Here is a 17,216-nt window from a genome sequence, read left to right as displayed (position 1 = left end):
AAGTATGTTGCAAGAACTATTGACACAATACGGGACTAATATGCGCAAACCCGCATGAAATCAGGGGTTTTCGCATGACGGTATAAAGTCCTATACGGCCTTTTGGGCCGCTTTTTCGCTATTCGAGCAATAAAAAATAGCTGATTCCGAAGAAACTTCCGCACGGAACGACAGGAAAGCCACAACAATCTATTTTTTGTTGCGCGTGAATGTCTCGGGATTTTCTATAAACCATGGGCGCAATAAAAAACAAGACGTGAAAAGAGGAATCATTACATGAGCGAATACCATATTGATACCAAGTGTATCCACGCGGGTTATACGCCCGGCGACGGGGAGCCGCGCGTGGTGCCAATTGTACAAAGTACCACTTACAAATACGACCATGCGGAAACGCTGGGTAAACTGTTTGACCTGGAAGAAGCCGGGTTCTTCTATACGCGCCTGGGGAATCCAACCTTGGATGCGGTGGAAAAGAAAATCGCCGCGATGGAAGGCGGCGTGGGCGCGATGCTTACTTCTTCCGGCCAGGCGGCTTCCCTGATTTCCGTATTAAATATTTGCCATGCGGGCGACCATGTAGTCAGCTCCAGCGCAATTTACGGCGGTACATTTAATCTCTTTTATAAAACCATGCAGGAGATGGGGATTGAGTTTACCTTTGTTTCTCCAAACTCCACAGAAGAGGAATTGAACGCCGCGTTTAAACCGAATACGCGCTGTGTATTTGCAGAAACGCTTGCAAATCCGGCTTTGATTGTAACCGACCTGGAACTTTTTGCAAAAGTGGCGCATGCGCACGAGGTCCCGCTGCTGGTTGACAATACGTTTCCAACGCCGGTCAATTGCCGTCCGTTTACGTTTGGAGCGGATATCGTTATTCACTCCACAACCAAATATATGGATGGCCACGCCGTTCAGGTGGGCGGCGTCATTGTAGACAGCGGTAACTTTAACTGGGAGAACGGCAAATATCCGGAGTTTACGGAGCCCGATGAGTCCTATCACGGCGTAGTGTATGCGAAGCAGTTTGGCAAGGCCGCTTACATCACAAAGGCAAGGACGCACTTGATGCGCGATCTTGGCGCACAGGCGAGTCCGCAGAATGCGTTTTTGCTGAATCTGGGTCTGGAAACCCTGGCGCTGCGCATGGAACGTCACTGCTCCAATGCGCTGGCGGTCGCTTCCTATCTGGAAAAGAGCGACAAGATTGCCTGGGTCAATTATCCGGGCCTGGAAAGCAACGCGTATTATACGCTTGCGAAAAAGTATATGCCGAACGGCACCTGCGGCGTCATCTCCTTTGGGATTAAGGGCGGCAGAGAAGCGGCCGCCAAGTTTATGGAGGGTCTGAAAATGGCGTCCATTGTGATCCATGTGGCGGATCTCCGTACCTGTGTACTGCATCCCGCGAGTACGACGCATCGCCAGCTGTCCGACGAGCAGCTGGTGGAAGCGGGCATCGGCGCGGATATGATCCGTATGTCGGTCGGCATTGAAAACATTGAAGATATTTTAAACGACATTGACCAGTCGCTGAAACAGCTTTAAAAAACTTAGTGTACTGTAAAAAAGAAAGTAATGCCATCTGGATGGCATTACTTTCTTTTGCGTTTGAGGGGTCAGCCGGACAAAATATGTTTACACGATTAAAATACAGAAGGACGTTCTGTATTTTTGTAAAAACAGAACGTCCTTGCAAACATGTGCAGAAATTCTTTTATCCGTTTCTTTTTTAAGACAAAAGAGAAGTGAAAAGAACGCAAAAAACAGAGCGTGCAGAATGTTATCTTGTGTTGATTTGACTTGCGTCGGCAGCAATTTCATATCCGGCTTTGTTCAGGCGGTTTTCGATTTCATCGTATGAGGTGCCCGAACTGTCGTAATCGACGCATACCAGATTGTGCTGTGTGTTGACGCTGACGGAATGGACGCCATGCAGCTGGTCAAGCTCTCGTTTGACTTCTTTCAGGTCGTGCTTGCCGTGGATATTCTCAACAATAAAATTTGCGCTTTCCTGTGGCATTACTCATCACCTCGCCATTAGGATTTCCAGGAATGCGGCTGTTATGAAATGCAATAAAGGGCAAAGAACTTTTTATAAAAACAGCGTGAACGTTGCGAATTGGTGGTGAATATGGTAGCATATAGCAAGCGATGAAAAAGGAGATATCCAATATGAAGGATCAGGAACAGGCAATATCTTATTTAGAATCTGATTTGCTGCTGCATATGGACATGCTGGAAAGCATCCGGCGCGGCCGTGCAGCGCTTTTGTATGTCGATCAAGACGGCGTTCTTTTGCTGGATCAGCCGTCCGGCACCTATATGGTCAGCGCCGCGCGGGAGGTGGCCGCCGAAAAAATGCTTCCGTTGATCAGAAATGCGGAATTGATTGAATGCCATCAAAAATTTTATGCAAAGGAGCTGGCAGAGCAATCCCGTTTGTACATCGGCCCAGATTGCTATCAGGCCGTGTATTGCAAAGAACAACGGATTTCGCTAGAGCGGACTGGCATTAAAATCGAACAGCTGGATAATACCTTTCTCTCTGCGGTTAAAGCGCAGTACCATATGATTCAGGAGGATCAGTATTTGTTGGGCCGTCTGGAATCCGGCGTGATGTACGGTGCGTTCCTTGGAAAAGAATTGGCGGGTTTTATCGGCATCCATGAAGAGGGTTCCATAGGCCTGCTGGAAGTGCTTCCGGAATATCGCCGCCGGGGAATCGGTATGGCGTTGGAGGCACACATGGTTAACATTATGCTCGACAAGGGCTGGACGCCGTTTGGACAAATTATAGAGGGAAACGCCGCTTCGTTTTCTTTGCAGAAAAGTTTGGGCTTTTCCATTGCGGAACAGCCTTTGTTTTGGATGACTTCAAGACCCGAGTGAGTCTGTCCGCGCCGGAATGGTTAATGTAATGGTTGTGCCGCAGTTTGGCGCACTCTGAATGAAAAGACCGTACTCCTTGCCGTAATAAAGCTGAATACGCTCCTGAACATTTCTCAGGCCGTATCCGCCGGTATCTTTTTCCAGAAGATGGGAAACCACCGCGGCATCCATACCGACGCCATTATCTTCCACCTGAAAGATGATGGCGTTTTTTTCTTGCCTTCCAACGATGCGGATGCACCCTGTACCCCCGGGCTTTTGGTCGATTCCGTGTATGACCGCATTCTCTACCAGCGGCTGCAACAGCAGGTTCAGCATCGTGTAAGGATAAATCCGGTCGTCTATTTCATAGTGTACGATAAATTGATGGCTGTGCATGATCAGTTGGATATCCAGATAGGAACGGATATTGCGCAATTCATTTTCAACAGATGTCAAATTTTTGCCTTTATTCAAGGTTGTCCGGTAAAAGGACGACAGCAGTTGCGCAATTTCGCTGATATCCGCGGCATCCGAGCGGATGGCCCTCCAATTGATTAAAGACAGGCAGTTATACAAAAAATGCGGATTGATCTGCGCCTGCAGGGCCTTCAGTTCGGCTTCCTTCTGTGCGAGTTTTTCTTTGTAGACTTCGTTGATCAGCAAGTTGATCCGGGCAATCATCTTCTGAAAACTGCGGATCAGGTCGCCAACCTCGTCTCTGGAGCGGCTGTTTACAAAAACGGTCATGTTTCCGGTTTCCACTACCTGCTGCATGTTTTTTCTCAGCTTTTCAATGCGGCTGACCACCGCGCGGGAAAGCAGTCCGCCCATGAGGAGAATTACCACCAAACAGATGCAGATCATGCAGAGCACCGTTAAGACGATGGGGGAGGCCGCGTCCGTGATCAGATGAGTCGGCTTGTATAAAATTGCCTGCCAGCCGCAAGCTGGAATGTCCGCGCGGATCATCGCGTATTCGGTTTGCTTCCAGGAAACAGATCCTTCGCCGTTTTGCAGAAGCGAGACCGCGGGCGGTTCTTCGTCGGAGTTGTATTGCTGGAACAGGACTGTCTGTTCTGCATCCACAAGATAAATGCCGCATTGATTCTGTAACAACTCCTGGCAGGATTGGAACAGCGTGTCGTAATTCAGGGCAATACAGAGGAGATTTTTTTTACTCTCTTTTCCGTCGGCAAGCCCCGGGATTCTCCGCGCGGAAAAAACGGTTTGCGCCGTTTCGTCGCAGAACCAATTGATTCTCGCGGAATCCATTGCCTGGTCAAACCAGGGCTCGTCATGAATTTCTGCAATAGGGAGGACCATGTCGCCGTGCGGTTCTACATTGGTCCCGGAATAGAGTGTGATGTGGTCTACGCCATCGTGCAGATTTTTCATTGCCAGAAACGTCGGCGTGATGGTGTTTGTATATACATCGTAAAGCTCCAGATAGCTGTTGTAGGTACGATTCGCCGCTTCCATAAGATCAGCGTCAAACGCCAGATAATCGGAAAGACTGTTGTAGATCTCCAACTGATTGTTAATTGCCCCACAGGCCTGCTGTAAAGAGGTTTGCAGGTTCGTTTTCTCCTGAGAAAGCAGAAGCGCCGTTGTCTGTTGGTAACAGAAAATCCCCAGAATGGATATCGGGACGATACTGACCAGCAGATAACTCAACAGAATCTTTTTACGAAACTTGAGGTCCTTAAATATACCCAAGATGGATTTCATGGTTTACGCATCCTTTTTCCGGAATTTTTCAGGACTCTTTCCAAAGTACTCGCGAAAGCTTTGAATAAAATACGATACGTTGCTGTAACCGACTGCGGTGCAGATGGAAACAATTTTCATGTGTGTGTTTTCCAACAATTCCTTTGCTTTTTCCATACGCATCGCCTTTATGTATTTATTGATCCCATATCCAGTTTCCTTTTTGAATATGTGACTTAAATAGCGCGGTGTCAGGTAAACCATATTTGAGAGGTTTTCCAAGTCCAGTTCCTCCTTGTAATGCTCCCTGATGTAGTTTTTTACCGTTTCCACATAGCTGTGTGGCGTGGAACCGGGATGCAATTCCTTTGAGGTGAATCCCGTTCCGCTATCCTGCGATTCGGTTTCATCCGGCCGGACAGCCGGGATGTCTTCCGCTAGGCTTTCCTGAAAAAACAAATAGGTATGGGGAATAAGAAAACGATTTTCTATCAGCTGATCCAGTTGGTCCAACACCTGTGAGATCTTGCCGGCCCCGGAAAAGGTGCTGCTGACGGCAATATAACATACCTTATCAGACGATTGCTGGACAAAGTCGTACAGGTTTTGGGCCAATTGCCGCCAATTTGTTTGCGAAACATCTCCCGGAAAAAGCAACAGGCTCTGGCGGGGATTTAAATTAATGTAATCCGCAGAAACGTCCATACGTGAAAGAAACTCTTTCTTAAAGGAAACGCCTGCATGCTCAAAAAAGTCCCTTTGGAATTCCAGTAGCAATATCTTGTGATACGCTTCCAAAAAAGACAGATCAAAAAACGCACCGGCTTTGGCTGCCAGCGCTTCCATCGGTATTCCGTTCACCAGAGAATACAATAGATGTTCCCTGACGTAGGCAAGTTGCCGGAGGCTTCGCTCCTCCTCCGCACGAGTTTTCTGTATTTCCTGAACCACCTGTTCCATCACACTGCAAAATTCCTCGATCCGGATAGGCTTTAAAATATAATGGCTCACGCCCAATGAAAGTGCCGTTTGGGCATACTCGAATTCACTGAACCCGCTGAATAAAATTACGCGCATCTTTGGCTGTAAACGAAGTCCCTCCCGGGACAAAGCGAGTCCATCCATGAACGGCATGCGCACATCGGTAAAGAGAATATCCACTGGATGTTCACGAAGATATTCCAATGCCGCTTTACCGTTCGCCGCATGGGCTGTCACCACCTCAAAATGATATTTATCAAGCAGGAACTGAATGCCTTCCCGTTCCTCCCGTTCATCGTCGGCAATCAACATGTGCAGCATATGCCGTTCCTCCTTTAAAATACGTTGCAGAACCAGTCTTGATAAAACGATACCGCATCAGAACAGATTTTTAAATGTTATATGAAAAATTAAATGTATGACATAAAAATTCATTTAACTATTACAAATTATCCGTCGGATTTTCTATAATGATTTTATAAGTAAGATTTGATTTTGAATAGATGGAAGGGAAAAACATGAAAAAGAAAAGGTGGGGATCCGTGATGCTGGCGGGCCTGTTGTGTTTTTTATCTGCCTGTACAGCTCCTTCCGTGGAAGAGGCGCCGATAAAACCCACAGGGATTTACCAGCAGGCGGTTTCCTGGGAAGAGGCGCAGACGACGCCTTTTGGCAAATACCCGGAGCCCGTTCTTTGCACGATCGGCAGAAAAAGCAGAGGCTACCCGGAGGAACAGGCCATTCAGGAACAGGTTTATACCTATTCGCTTTTTTTGCAGGATTTTTTAAATATCCGTTTTTGCAATGCATTTGACGTGCGCAGTGAAGAGGACTTCCGGCAAAAGGTATCCATGTCGATTGCAAGCGGCGATCTTCCGGATATCATGACGGTCAACGCCCAGCAGCTCTACCAGCTTTATGAAGAAGATCTCATCGCGGATTTAACGGAAGCTTACGAAACCTGCGCCAGCCCGCGCATTCAGGAGATATACGATTCTTATGGAGGCCGGTGTTTAAATGGCGCCATTTTTGATGGAAAGCTTATGGCGCTGCCCACAACGGAAATGTCGCACGGCCCGGGCTATTTATGGCTGCGGAAGGATTGGATGGAAAAGCTGGGGCTGGAAGAACCGCAGACCATGGAAGATATTGAAGAAATTCTGCGCCGCTTTGTTGTGGATGACCCGGGAAATAACGGACCGGGCCAAACGGTCGGCCTTCTGTGCAGTCCGCAAATTGCAGGGGATTCCTCCGGTGTCTATATGCTGAATGCGATCTTTACGCTTTATGGCGCCTTTCCCAAACAGTGGTTTCGGGCAAACTCCGGGGAAATCGTGTACGGCTCCGTTCAGCAGGAAATGAAACCGGCACTGGAACGTGTGGCCGGGCTGTATCGGGAAAGCTTGCTTGATCCAAAATTTATGCTGCGTACGGAAGAGGACTGTCAAAATTTGTTGGCCAAAGGAATCAGCGGCTCCTTTTTCGGTAACTATTGGAGCAGTGAACTGCTGCTGGACAGTCTGCGGAAAAATCCGGAAGCAGATTGGACGCCGTATCTTGTCCCCAAAAATGAAGACGGAGCGGTCACAATGTTTGCTGGAAATCCAAACAGCAGCTTTATTGTGGTGCGCAAAGGATTTGCACATCCGGAGATCGCGGTGAAGCTGGCAAGCGTACAATTCGACTATGTCCGGGACAAAGCGCCGGAGTTCACCTCCGCTTTGAATCAAGACGGCATGCTTTTAAATATGCACATTGGATATGATGACGCGTTTGTCAGATCCGGTGCTTCCATACAAAAGGCGTTGAAGGGAGAGACATCGCTGGAATCTCTCAGCGCGGGGGAAACATCCAACTACCGCTCTGTCTGCTCCTATCTGGACGCAATTGAAAAGGGCAAGGCACCGAATCCTTATGACTGGCAGACATATAAATCGAGGGTGGAAGCTTACAATCTTCTTATGCAGACCCCGGTGCGGAAAATCACGCCCATCTTTGTGCGGGAAACGGATTTCATGCGAACGCATTGGCCGGACCTGAAAAATCTGGAGCAAACGGTCCTTTTGAAAATTGTGACGGGCGAACAGCCCATCGATGCATTTGACGATTTTGCTGACCAGTGGAACCAAACAGGCGGTTCACAAATCACGGAAGAACTTCGGCAAATATATGAATAAAGCTTGCATGTACATTCTTAAAAGGAAACAGATGAGAGGGCAAAGGGTCTCCTGTGGCTTTGTATCGGGTCTGCAAGCGCAAAAGTTTACATATTGTTAATTAAATAGCCGTATGGAATATAGTAGAATACTGTATAGTCAATATAAAGGGTTTGCATACGAACAGGCGCAGGCCGTAGGAGCAATCCCGTGAGGTGGTGCCCGCGTGTTTGGTTATATCAGACCCCAAAAGGCAGAGTTGCTGGTGCGGGAATATGAACAATATAAAGGCGTATATTGTTCCCTGTGCAAACAGCTGGGAAAAAGCTACGGCTGGTTCTCCCGGATGACCCTCAGCTATGACTGCACGTTTTACGCCCTGGCGCTGATGTCGCTGAAGGATCGCTGCCCGGGCTTTCAGCAAGGGCACTGTGTGGTCAACCCATTGAAAAAATGCTCTTATTGTACAGGCGGAGAAGAAGAATTACGCCTGGCCGCGGCGTTGTCCGTCATCCTGGTGTATCAAAAAATTCGCGACGATATTGTGGACAACCGTTTTGGAAAACGCATCCGTTCCTATCTGCTCCTGCCGTTTGCCGCGGCAGCGCGCAGGAAAGCGGAAAAAGAATTTCCGGAGCTGGACCGTATTGTCGCCCTGGCAATGGTGGAGCAAGCGGCTGCAGAGCAGAATACAGGACAGAGCGTCGATTTTTATGCAGAGCCTACCGCCAAGATGATGGAACAGGTGTTTGCTTATGGACTTTCTGCTCCGGAACTCAGCCCCAAGGACCGTGTTGTACGGCAGGCGGGGTATTTTTTGGGCCGTTGGGTCTATATTATAGATGCGGCGGATGATCTGGAGAAAGACCTGAAAGAAGGCGCTTTTAATCCCTTTATTATAAAATATCAGTTTGACGAAAATACCACGGAAGAATTCATACAGGATGCAAAGGCTTATGCCAACCAACTTTTGAATGCAACCCTTTCTCAATTGGTCGCGGCTGTCAATATCATGGAGTTCCATCAGTTCGGCTCGATTGTTACCAATGTTGTGCTTCAGGGCTTGCCGGATATGCAAAAAGAAATCCTGTTTAAGAAGGAGAAAGAAGAGAATGTCGGATCCGTATAAGATTCTTGGCGTATCTCCAAACGCGACAGACGAGGAAGTGAAAAATGCTTACCGTGCGCTGGCCAAAAAATATCACCCGGACAACTATTCGGGCAGTCCCATCGCGGACCTTGCCAACGAAAAAATGAAGGAAGTCAACGAAGCTTATGACGCTGTAATGGCACAGCGGAAAAACAGGGCCGCAGGCGGATATGCGCAGCCGGGCGGGTATACGTCCTATGCCAGTGCGAACAGCGAGTTCAGCGATGTGCGGAACCTGATCATGTCCGGCCGGATCGCGGATGCGGAGCAGATTCTGGACGGCGTCCTGATGGAAGGCCGTAACGCGGAATGGTACTTTTTAAAGGGCACCGTTTTATATAAGCGGGGATGGCTGGAGGAAGCCTACAACGATTTTTCCAAAGCCTGCCAGATGGACCCGGGCAATGCGGAATACCGTGCGGCGTTGAATCAGGCGGTCAACCAGAGGAACGGCATGTTCGGCGGGTATAACCCTCACACGCGTCCTTATGTGGGCTGCAGTCCCTGCGACGTTTGCTCCACGCTGATCTGTGCCGACTGCTGCTGTGACTGTTTAGGCGGTGGATGCTGTTGAAAAACAACAGTATGAAGCTGGCCCTGTGCGGCATGCTCACCGCGCTTGCAACCGCCGGCATGTTTCTCACCAATCTGATCCCAATCGCCTCCTATACGCTGCCGGCAATCGGGGGCGCGCTTACGGTAATCGCTGTATTGGAGATTGGAAAGAGCTGGGCCTGGTCCGTTTATATTGCGGCGTCGCTGCTCTCCGTTTTGGTCGTGGTCGATAAAGAAGCGGTCGCCATATTCGTGCTTTTCTTTGGTTATTATCCAATTATAAAGGCGAATCTGGAGCAGATGAAAAAGAAATATCTGGGATGGCTGGCAAAGCTGGCTGTGTTTAATCTCTCCATGATTTTGGAGTTCTGGCTCGCCCTCCATCTATTGGGAGTCCCTGCGGAAAGCTTTACGTTATTTGGCCTGTATCTGCCATGGGTATTTTTGCTGGTCGGCAACGTCGTATTTTTTCTATACGATTATTGTATTTCCTGTGGAATTCTCATCTATTGGAAGCGGCTGCACCCGTTTATTCGCAAGTGGCTGCGGCTGAAATAAAACTTGATTTTTCAAACTTTAGGACTTAATATATAGTGGAACCGCCCTCGCCTTTTGGAGGGAGGATCCACTATTTTACTATGCAGATAAGATGCCGGCTGGATCTTCCATACGGGGCTCGGCCGGGAATACAACGTAGACCAATATCGTGTGGAGAATGGGTTTAAGATGAATAATTTACTAACGGTCAGAATTCAGAATAATATGTCCAGCTTTTCAAAGGGACAGCGCCTGATAGCCAAGTATATCATGGAGCATTACGACAAGGTGGCGTTTATGACGGCGGCGCGGTTGGGCGCTACGGTCGGCGTAAGCGAATCCACGGTGGTGCGCTTTGCCATGGAGATTGGTTATTCAGGATATCCGGAACTGCAGCGCGCCATGCAGGAAATGATCCGGAATAAACTGACTTCCGTACAGAGAATGGAAGTCACGGCAAACCGCATCGGGGAAAATGATATTCTGGATTCCATTTTCAGTCAGGATATGGAGATCATCCGCCGGACCATGGAAGAGACTTCTCATGAGAACTTCTATAGGGCCGCAGACGCCATTGCGGGTGCAAGAAAGATTTATGTACTGGGCGCACGCAGTTCTTTGGCGCTGGCAACCTTCCTGTCTTACTACCTGCATCTTCTGTTTGAAAATGTCCTTCTGGTGCAGGCGACCAGCGAAGGGGAGATTTTTGAACAAATGATCCGTATTGATGAAAATGATGTGGTTATCGGCATCAGCTTTCCGCGGTATTCCCGCAAAGCGGTAAAGGCAATGGATTTTGCCCGCAAACGCGGCGCCAAGGTGGTTGCAATCACTGACAGTGCGCTTTCTCCTCTGGCGGAGGCGGCGGATTATCTGCTGCTGGCGCGCAGCGATATAGCGTCTATTGTAGATTCCCTTTGCGCGCCGCTCAGCCTGATCAATGCGCTGATTGTGACCATTGCACTGAAGAAATCCAATGAGGTTAAAACGGTCTTTAAACGACTGGAAGACATTTGGGATGAATATGGAGTCTATGAAAAGGTGGATGAACATAAAAGTGAACCATCCGTATGATGTGCTGGTGATCGGCGGCGGCGCGGCCGGTCTTTTGGCGGCAGGAACGGCGGCGCAAAACGGCCTGCGCGTCTGCCTGGTGGAAAAGAACGCGCGGCCGGGCCGTAAGTTGATGATTACAGGAAAAGGCCGTTGCAATTTGACGAATGATTGCGAGGTACAGGAGCTGATCGCATCAACACCCTCGAATGGGCGCTTTTTATACAGCGCGGCTTCGGCGTTTCCGCCATCCGAGGTGATGGCCTTTTTTGAAGGGGAAGGTTTGCCGCTCAAAACGGAGCGGGGAAACCGGGTATTTCCAAAGTCGGATCGCGCGGTAGACGTTGTGGATACGCTGGTGCGGTATGCCAAAAAACATGGCGTCCGCTTCTTAACAGGGCAGGCAAAGAAGTTGATTGTAAGAGACGGCTGTATGCAGGGGGCAGAGCTGCAAAACGGGGAAGCAATTTTTGCACCCAATGTTTTGGTTGCCTGCGGAGGGGCTTCCTATCCCGGAACGGGCTCCACGGGGGACGGTTATCAATTGGCGAAGCAGGCAGGGCATACGATCGTTCCGCTGCGTCCTTCCTTGGCGCCATTGGTGACGGAGGAAAAGGACAGCGCGGAAATGATGGGCCTTTCCCTGAAAAACGTTGCGCTTTCCGTTTGGGACACCAAAAAGAAGAAAGAAATCTACCGCGATTTCGGGGAGATGCTGTTTACGCACTTCGGCGTTTCCGGCCCGATGATTCTAAGCGCCAGCGCCCACATGCGGGAGATGGCGCCCGGCCGTTATCGCATCTCAATCGATATGAAACCGGCGCTGAGCCGGGAGCAGCTGGACCTACGGCTCCAACGCGACCTGGAAGCAAATAAAAACCGGGACTTTATCAACTCTCTGTCGGCGTTGCTTCCCAATAAAATGGTTCCTGTAGCAGTCAAACGCTCCGGGATTGCGGCGGAGAAAAAATGCAACCAGATCACAAGGGAAGAGCGTTTGGCATTTGCAGAGCTGTTGAAGCAGTTTCGATTTACCATAAAAGCCTTCCGTCCGATTGAAGAAGCGATCGTTACGGCAGGCGGCGTCCATGTAAAAGAGATCAATCCGAAAACCATGGAATCCAAGCTGGTAAAAGGGTTGTATTTCGCCGGGGAAGTGATGGATGTGGACGCATATACCGGCGGCTTTAACCTGCAGATCGCGTTCTGCACGGGGCGGCTGGCGGCCAATTCGATGACACTGGAGGATATGTAAATGATTGCAATTGCGATCGATGGCCCGGGCGGGGCTGGAAAAAGCACAATGGCCCGAAAAGTGGCAAAAGAGCTCGGCTTTATTTATGTGGATACAGGGGCGCTTTACCGCGCCATCGGCCTGTATATGGTCCGTAAAGGAATTGCAACCACAGACGCAGAAGCGGTTGCATCCCATCTTTTGGAAATTGAGGTGTCGTTGGCATTTCGAGGCGACGAACAGCGGGTATTGCTCTGCGGCGAAGACGTGTCCGATGCCATTCGCGCGCCGGAAATTTCTTTGGCGGCCTCAAATGTATCGGCTGTCCCCAAGGTGCGGGAATTTCTCTTTGGCCTGCAGCAGGATATGGCGCGGAAAAACAACGTCGTCATGGACGGAAGGGACATCGGTACCGTTGTCTTGCCGGATGCGCAGGTTAAAATTTTTTTGACGGCTTCTCCGGAGGAGCGGGCCGCACGCCGCTATCAAGAGCTGCTGGGAAAAGGTCAGGCCGCGGATTTTACGCAGGTACTGGAGGAACTGAAGATACGCGATTACAACGACTCGCATCGTGCGATCGCGCCGCTTGTTCCCGCACAGGATGCGGTTTTGGTGGACAGCACGGGCTTGGCCCCGGAACAAACCATCGCCCGCCTGCTGGACCTGATCCGGCAAAAGCTGGCATGAGACGCTTCATTTTCAAAAGATACCGGATATTTCCGGAGAACGGTGGTTAGCCTATGAAACGAACGCCGCTTTACGCGTTTGCCAAAGCTGCGGCGCAATGGATCGTAACGCCTTTTGTTCCCTACCGTGTAAAAAATCAGGAGCGTTTTCCAAAAGAGGGGAAAGTCATTGTCTGCTGTAACCATTTGGCCAATTCAGACCCTCTTCGTCTGGCTTTTACACAGCACAGACAGATTTTTTTCATGTCGAAAGCGGAACTGTTTGACATAAAACCCCTTGGATGGCTCCTGCGCGCGTTGGGTGCGTTCCCTGTTCATCGAGGCAAAGGAGACGTTCATGCCATTGACAGCGCCTCCGAGCTTTTGCAGGAAGGCTGTGCGCTTGGAATATTCATTGAAGGAACCCGCTCCAAGGACGGGGAATTTGGACAGCCGAAAGCAGGAGCTGTCATGCTTGCCTGTAACAATCATGCGCCCATTCTGCCCGCCTGTATCACACCGGTTGGAAGCAAGAAGACCCGCCTGTTTCACAAGGCGGTTGTTTCCTTTGGAGAGCTGATCCAGCCGGAGGAACTTGGCGTTGAAAACGGAACCGGACTGGAATTTCGCAACGCCAGCCGGTTGGTCATGGGAAAAATACGTGAGCTCCGCGAGCGCGATCTGCAGGAGCTTGGGCAGGAGGAATCCCTGTCGGAACATATCACATAAACAAAGGGAGGATGCCGGTGACTGCCTATCAATTTTGGAAAAAAGCGCTGTCTCCGCTGGGCAGGCTGCTTTACCGCCTTCGCTTTGAAGGAATAGAGAATATTCCTTCGGAAGGTCCTTTTATCATTTGCAGTAACCACCGGTCGGTGATCGACCCTTTTTTTCTGGCGCTTCCGGTCAAAAGACAAATTCGCTATATGGCCAAATCGGAATTGTTTACAGATCACGGAAGTTTTGTTAAATGGCTTTTGTACCGTTTGGGTGCGTTTCCCGTTATGCGGGACAAAGGGGACGCGGAATCTGTCCGCACGGCGGTACAAATCTTGCAGGATCACGGTGTGGTGGGGATTTTTCCGCAGGGACATTGTGTGTTTGATAATTCCCCGTTCCGCCCGAAGGCAGGCGCCGTCCTGGTGGCGGCAAAGGCAAAAGCCCCCATTTTGCCCGCTTGTATTTACTGCGAAGGCTTGGTGAAGCCGTTTAAACGCATTGTAGTGCGCTTTGGGAAGTTGATTCCGTTTGAAGGATTAAACCTGCCGGACGGGTCTTTAAAAGGTGTACGGGAGGCTTCCGGCCTGCTTGCGGAAAAGATCAATCTGCTGCTGGATAAAAGGGACACGGCAGAGTAAAATAAAAGGGTTGCCATCGGGGAGAGGAGAAAGCATTTGGAAATTACAGTTGCAAAATCTGCTGGGTTTTGTTTTGGCGTAAACCGCGCCGTTCATATGGTGCATGATCTGCTGGAAAAAGGGGAAAAGGTATGTACGCTTGGCCCCATCATCCATAATCCGCAGACCCTGCAGGAGCTTCATGCTAAAGGTGTACAAATTGTGGAATCGCCGGAGGAAGCGCCCTCTGATGCGACGCTGGTAATCCGATCTCACGGCGTACCGCAAAGCGTGTTGGATGAAATTCAGACACGGCAACTAAAATGTGCGGACGCGACCTGCCCCTTTGTCAAAAAAATTCATACGCTGGTTTCAAAAGCTTCGGCTGAGGGGAAAATTGTCCTGATTGCGGGCGACAAAAACCACCCGGAAGTGGAGGGAATCCGCGGCTATTGCGGCGACTGTTATATATTTAAAGACGCCGTAGAATTGGAACAGCTGACAAGTAATATTCCACATTTGAACCAAAAACCGGTTTTAATTGTCGCGCAAACAACTTTTAGCGTATCAGAGTGGGAAAATTGTTTGGAAATCATAAAAAGGGTATATACAAATGCCACAATTTTTGATACAATATGTAATGCTACTGCAAAGCGTCAATCTGAAGCGGCCGAATTGTCCGAGCATTGCGATGCGATGATCGTCATCGGCGGCAGGCAAAGTTCCAACACAGCAAAACTCCGCGATGTTTGTAGGCAGAACTGCACTACATATCTCATCGAAACGGCGGACGAGCTTCCGCTGCCGGCTCTGAAGGGAGCCGCTTCCGTTGGCATTACAGCCGGCGCCTCAACGCCGGCGAGCATAATAAAGGAGGTACTAGTTACCATGTCAGAATTTATTGAAAACGCGGGTGCGAATTCAACGGAGAGTGCCGATACGAGCTTTGAGGAGATGCTTGAAGAGTCCCTCAAAAGTTTAAATACAGATGAGAAGGTACACGGTGTGGTTGTCGGCATTGCTCCCAACGAGGTCTATGTAGACGTTGGAAGAAAACAGGCTGGTTTCATTCCGGTCGCCGAGTTGTCTGCCGATCCGAACGTAAAGCCGGAGGATCTGGTTAAGATTGGCGACGAAATGGATCTTCTGATCATGCGCACCAATGATCAGGAAGGCACCATCATGCTCTCCAAGAAACGCCTTGATGCTGCAAAGGGCTGGGAAACCATCGCCGCGGCAGAGGAAAACGAGGAGATCCTGACTGGTGTTGTTACAGAAGTCATCAAGGGCGGCGTAATTGCCGTTTCTAATGGCGTACGCGTATTTATCCCGGCATCTCAGGCAACCGCATCCCGCAACGACCCGCTGGAGGATCTGCTGAAGAAGGAAGTTAAATTCCGCATCATCGAAGTAAACCGCAACCGCAGACGCGCGGTCGGTTCCATCCGTTCCGTCCTCAAGGACGAGCGCAAGGCTTTGGCGGACAAGTTCTGGGAGATCGCGGAAGAAGGTAAGGAATATACCGGCGTTGTAAAGTCTCTGACTGCTTACGGCGCATTTGTCGACTTGGGCGGCATTGACGGTATGATCCATATTTCTGAACTTTCCTGGGGCAGAATCAAGCATCCGAGCGAGGTTGTCAATGTTGGTGATACCGTGAACGTCTATATTAAGGGCCTTGACAGCGAAAAGGGTAAAATTTCCCTTGGCTTCAAGCGCGCGGAGGACAATCCGTGGGAGATCCTCAAGCGCGACTATCCGACCGGCACGGTTGCAGATGTTACTGTTGTTGGAATGACCACCTTCGGTGCGTTTGCCAGAATTATTCCGGGTATCGACGGTCTGATTCATATTTCCCAGATCGCGGACCACAGAATTGAGAAGCCGCAGGATGTCCTGAAGGTCGGTGAGGTCGTAAAGGCCAAGATTACCGACATCGACTTTGATAAAAAGCGTGTCAGCCTGTCTATCCGTGCTCTGCTTGAGCCGGTGGAAGAGGAAGTTGCTCCTGTTGAAGAAGAAGCGGCTGACGCAGAATAAATTTTTGAGTATTAGGGCGCGGAGAGTTTTCTCCGCGCCTTTTTTATTTAGATATTGGAAATAGACAGGCACCTGATCATTCCTCTTACGTATGATGGAGTATGGACTCTTTCAGACGGGAGGGAGGCGGCCTCATGAGAAGATGGAGAAAAAGCAGGCCTTACCGGCGGCGTCATTCTTTTGCGGGCAAGGTCATTGCGGTCCTGCTGCTATTTGTTGTCCTGTTTGTCGTTGTGGATATACAGCTGCGTCCCTTTGTGGGTTCAATGGTGACCAACCAGGCACGTATCACGTTTGTATCTGCGGTCAACGAAGCGGTGACACAGGAAATCATTGAAGACCAGATTTCTTATACGGACTTGGTTGACATTGAACGAAACGATACCGGACAGATTTTAGCAATCACCACCAATATGGCACAGATGAATACGCTGAAAGCCAGTCTGCTGCAAAGCGTGCAAACGCATCTCACCGACGGGCACATGGACACCGGTATTGCACTGGGAACTTTGCTGGGAAGCGAGTTGCTGCACGGCAGGGGGCCGAAAGTGCCGGTGCGGCTGACGCTTGTTGGAAATGTGACCGCAGAGTTTGAAAGCACCTTTGAATCGGCGGGAATCAACCAGACAAAGCACCGCATTGTTTTAAACATACATACCAGCGTTTATTCGTTCTTACCGGGCTTTGACACCACCACAGAGGTGGAAACCAGTATCCCTGTAGCAGAAACCGTCATAGTCGGAGAAGTGCCGCAGCTTATGGCCAACTTTAAGTAAAGAAATTTGCGTAATTTTCATAAATCCGACTTTACGCGCATAGCAGGCCGGGGTATAATCAAATAATAATGGCAAAGGCCGCCGGGATGGTTTGCCCGGCGGCCTCTTTGCCGATCATCGCCCGTCTTTGGGAGAAGGGACCAGAATA

At 49.7% G+C, this 17,216-nt stretch carries 16 protein-coding genes; 13 read left to right on the top strand and 3 right to left on the bottom strand.

The window, feature by feature from the left end:
• The first annotated feature begins 276 nt into the window (after positions 1–276).
• The gene (locus BN2106_RS08715; protein WP_050698161.1) at positions 277–1,551 is read left to right on the top strand and encodes an O-acetylhomoserine aminocarboxypropyltransferase/cysteine synthase family protein; all 1,275 of its coding nucleotides are present in this window, start codon (positions 277–279) and stop codon (positions 1,549–1,551) included.
• Between the two features lie 235 nt (positions 1,552–1,786).
• Here BN2106_RS08715 and BN2106_RS08710 read toward each other — a convergent pair whose 3' ends face one another.
• Positions 1,787–2,026: a heavy-metal-associated domain-containing protein gene (locus tag BN2106_RS08710; RefSeq protein WP_050698160.1), complete on the bottom strand. Its 240-nt coding sequence runs from the start codon at positions 2,024–2,026 to the stop codon at positions 1,787–1,789.
• A 152-nt stretch (positions 2,027–2,178) separates the two neighbouring features.
• Between BN2106_RS08710 and BN2106_RS08705 the strand changes: the two genes are divergently transcribed.
• A complete protein-coding gene (locus tag BN2106_RS08705) occupies positions 2,179–2,895 on the top strand; it encodes a GNAT family N-acetyltransferase (protein ID WP_050698159.1) in 717 nt (238 codons plus the stop codon).
• Here the strand turns inward: BN2106_RS08705 and BN2106_RS08700 are convergent.
• On the bottom strand, positions 2,881–4,605 hold the full coding sequence (locus tag BN2106_RS08700; RefSeq protein WP_050698158.1) for a sensor histidine kinase: 1,725 nt from the start codon (positions 4,603–4,605) through the stop codon (positions 2,881–2,883). The two genes, BN2106_RS08705 and BN2106_RS08700, sit on opposite strands and share 15 nt — an antisense overlap.
• 3 nt (positions 4,606–4,608) lie before the next feature.
• On the bottom strand, positions 4,609–5,886 hold the full coding sequence (locus BN2106_RS08695) for a response regulator transcription factor (protein ID WP_050698157.1): 1,278 nt from the start codon (positions 5,884–5,886) through the stop codon (positions 4,609–4,611).
• A 197-nt stretch (positions 5,887–6,083) separates the two neighbouring features.
• Between BN2106_RS08695 and BN2106_RS08690 the strand changes: the two genes are divergently transcribed.
• The 11 genes from BN2106_RS08690 (at position 6,084) to yunB (ending at position 17,068) form a co-directional block, all read left to right on the top strand.
• On the top strand, positions 6,084–7,742 hold the full coding sequence (locus BN2106_RS08690; protein WP_050698156.1) for an extracellular solute-binding protein: 1,659 nt from the start codon (positions 6,084–6,086) through the stop codon (positions 7,740–7,742).
• Between the two features lie 205 nt (positions 7,743–7,947).
• A complete protein-coding gene (locus tag BN2106_RS08685; protein ID WP_050698155.1) occupies positions 7,948–8,850 on the top strand; it encodes a DUF5685 family protein in 903 nt (300 codons plus the stop codon).
• Positions 8,834–9,445 carry a J domain-containing protein gene (locus tag BN2106_RS08680; protein WP_050698154.1) on the top strand — a complete coding sequence of 204 codons (612 nt, stop codon included), beginning with the start codon at positions 8,834–8,836 and terminating at the stop codon, positions 9,443–9,445. Before BN2106_RS08685 ends, BN2106_RS08680 begins: the two co-directional genes overlap by 17 nt.
• Positions 9,442–9,984, top strand: a complete 543-nt coding sequence (locus BN2106_RS08675) for a hypothetical protein (protein WP_242846283.1) — start codon at positions 9,442–9,444, stop codon at positions 9,982–9,984. The genes BN2106_RS08680 and BN2106_RS08675 overlap by 4 nt, the downstream gene beginning before the upstream one ends.
• A gap of 168 nt (positions 9,985–10,152) precedes the next feature.
• Positions 10,153–11,037, top strand: a complete 885-nt coding sequence (locus tag BN2106_RS08670; RefSeq protein WP_050698152.1) for a MurR/RpiR family transcriptional regulator — start codon at positions 10,153–10,155, stop codon at positions 11,035–11,037.
• A complete protein-coding gene (locus BN2106_RS08665; RefSeq protein WP_050698151.1) occupies positions 10,997–12,271 on the top strand; it encodes a BaiN/RdsA family NAD(P)/FAD-dependent oxidoreductase in 1,275 nt (424 codons plus the stop codon). The genes BN2106_RS08670 and BN2106_RS08665 overlap by 41 nt, the downstream gene beginning before the upstream one ends.
• Positions 12,272–12,937 (top strand): (d)CMP kinase, encoded by a 666-nt coding sequence (gene cmk / locus BN2106_RS08660; protein ID WP_050698150.1) that lies wholly within the window; start codon positions 12,272–12,274, stop codon positions 12,935–12,937. It begins immediately after the preceding gene.
• A 53-nt stretch (positions 12,938–12,990) separates the two neighbouring features.
• A complete protein-coding gene (locus BN2106_RS08655; protein WP_050698149.1) occupies positions 12,991–13,644 on the top strand; it encodes a lysophospholipid acyltransferase family protein in 654 nt (217 codons plus the stop codon).
• Positions 13,645–13,661: 17 nt separating this feature from the next.
• Positions 13,662–14,273 carry a lysophospholipid acyltransferase family protein gene (locus BN2106_RS08650; protein ID WP_050698148.1) on the top strand — a complete coding sequence of 204 codons (612 nt, stop codon included), beginning with the start codon at positions 13,662–13,664 and terminating at the stop codon, positions 14,271–14,273.
• 36 nt (positions 14,274–14,309) lie between these two features.
• Positions 14,310–16,292: a bifunctional 4-hydroxy-3-methylbut-2-enyl diphosphate reductase/30S ribosomal protein S1 gene (locus tag BN2106_RS08645; protein WP_050698147.1), complete on the top strand. Its 1,983-nt coding sequence runs from the start codon at positions 14,310–14,312 to the stop codon at positions 16,290–16,292.
• Positions 16,293–16,426: 134 nt separating this feature from the next.
• Entirely contained in the window at positions 16,427–17,068 is a 642-nt protein-coding gene (yunB, locus tag BN2106_RS08640) for a sporulation protein YunB (RefSeq protein WP_050698146.1), read from the top strand.
• The last annotated feature ends 148 nt before the right edge of the window (positions 17,069–17,216 follow it).

Origin of the sequence: Anaeromassilibacillus senegalensis (genome assembly GCF_001261775.1) — a bacterium.
GTDB lineage: Bacteria > Bacillota > Clostridia > Oscillospirales > Acutalibacteraceae > Anaeromassilibacillus > Anaeromassilibacillus senegalensis.
This window is presented reverse-complemented; position numbering and strand designations above follow the sequence as displayed.

Coding starts and splice junctions, on each gene's coding strand:
- BN2106_RS08715 (WP_050698161.1), top strand. CDS start 277: ATGAGCGAATACCATATTGATACCAAGTGTATCCACGCGGGTTATACG.
- BN2106_RS08710 (WP_050698160.1), bottom strand. CDS start 2,026: ATGCCACAGGAAAGCGCAAATTTTATTGTTGAGAATATCCACGGCAAG.
- BN2106_RS08705 (WP_050698159.1), top strand. CDS start 2,179: ATGAAGGATCAGGAACAGGCAATATCTTATTTAGAATCTGATTTGCTG.
- BN2106_RS08700 (WP_050698158.1), bottom strand. CDS start 4,605: ATGAAATCCATCTTGGGTATATTTAAGGACCTCAAGTTTCGTAAAAAG.
- BN2106_RS08695 (WP_050698157.1), bottom strand. CDS start 5,886: ATGCTGCACATGTTGATTGCCGACGATGAACGGGAGGAACGGGAAGGC.
- BN2106_RS08690 (WP_050698156.1), top strand. CDS start 6,084: ATGAAAAAGAAAAGGTGGGGATCCGTGATGCTGGCGGGCCTGTTGTGT.
- BN2106_RS08680 (WP_050698154.1), top strand. CDS start 8,834: ATGTCGGATCCGTATAAGATTCTTGGCGTATCTCCAAACGCGACAGAC.
- BN2106_RS08670 (WP_050698152.1), top strand. CDS start 10,153: ATGAATAATTTACTAACGGTCAGAATTCAGAATAATATGTCCAGCTTT.
- BN2106_RS08665 (WP_050698151.1), top strand. CDS start 10,997: ATGAAAAGGTGGATGAACATAAAAGTGAACCATCCGTATGATGTGCTG.
- cmk (WP_050698150.1), top strand. CDS start 12,272: ATGATTGCAATTGCGATCGATGGCCCGGGCGGGGCTGGAAAAAGCACA.
- BN2106_RS08655 (WP_050698149.1), top strand. CDS start 12,991: ATGAAACGAACGCCGCTTTACGCGTTTGCCAAAGCTGCGGCGCAATGG.
- yunB (WP_050698146.1), top strand. CDS start 16,427: ATGAGAAGATGGAGAAAAAGCAGGCCTTACCGGCGGCGTCATTCTTTT.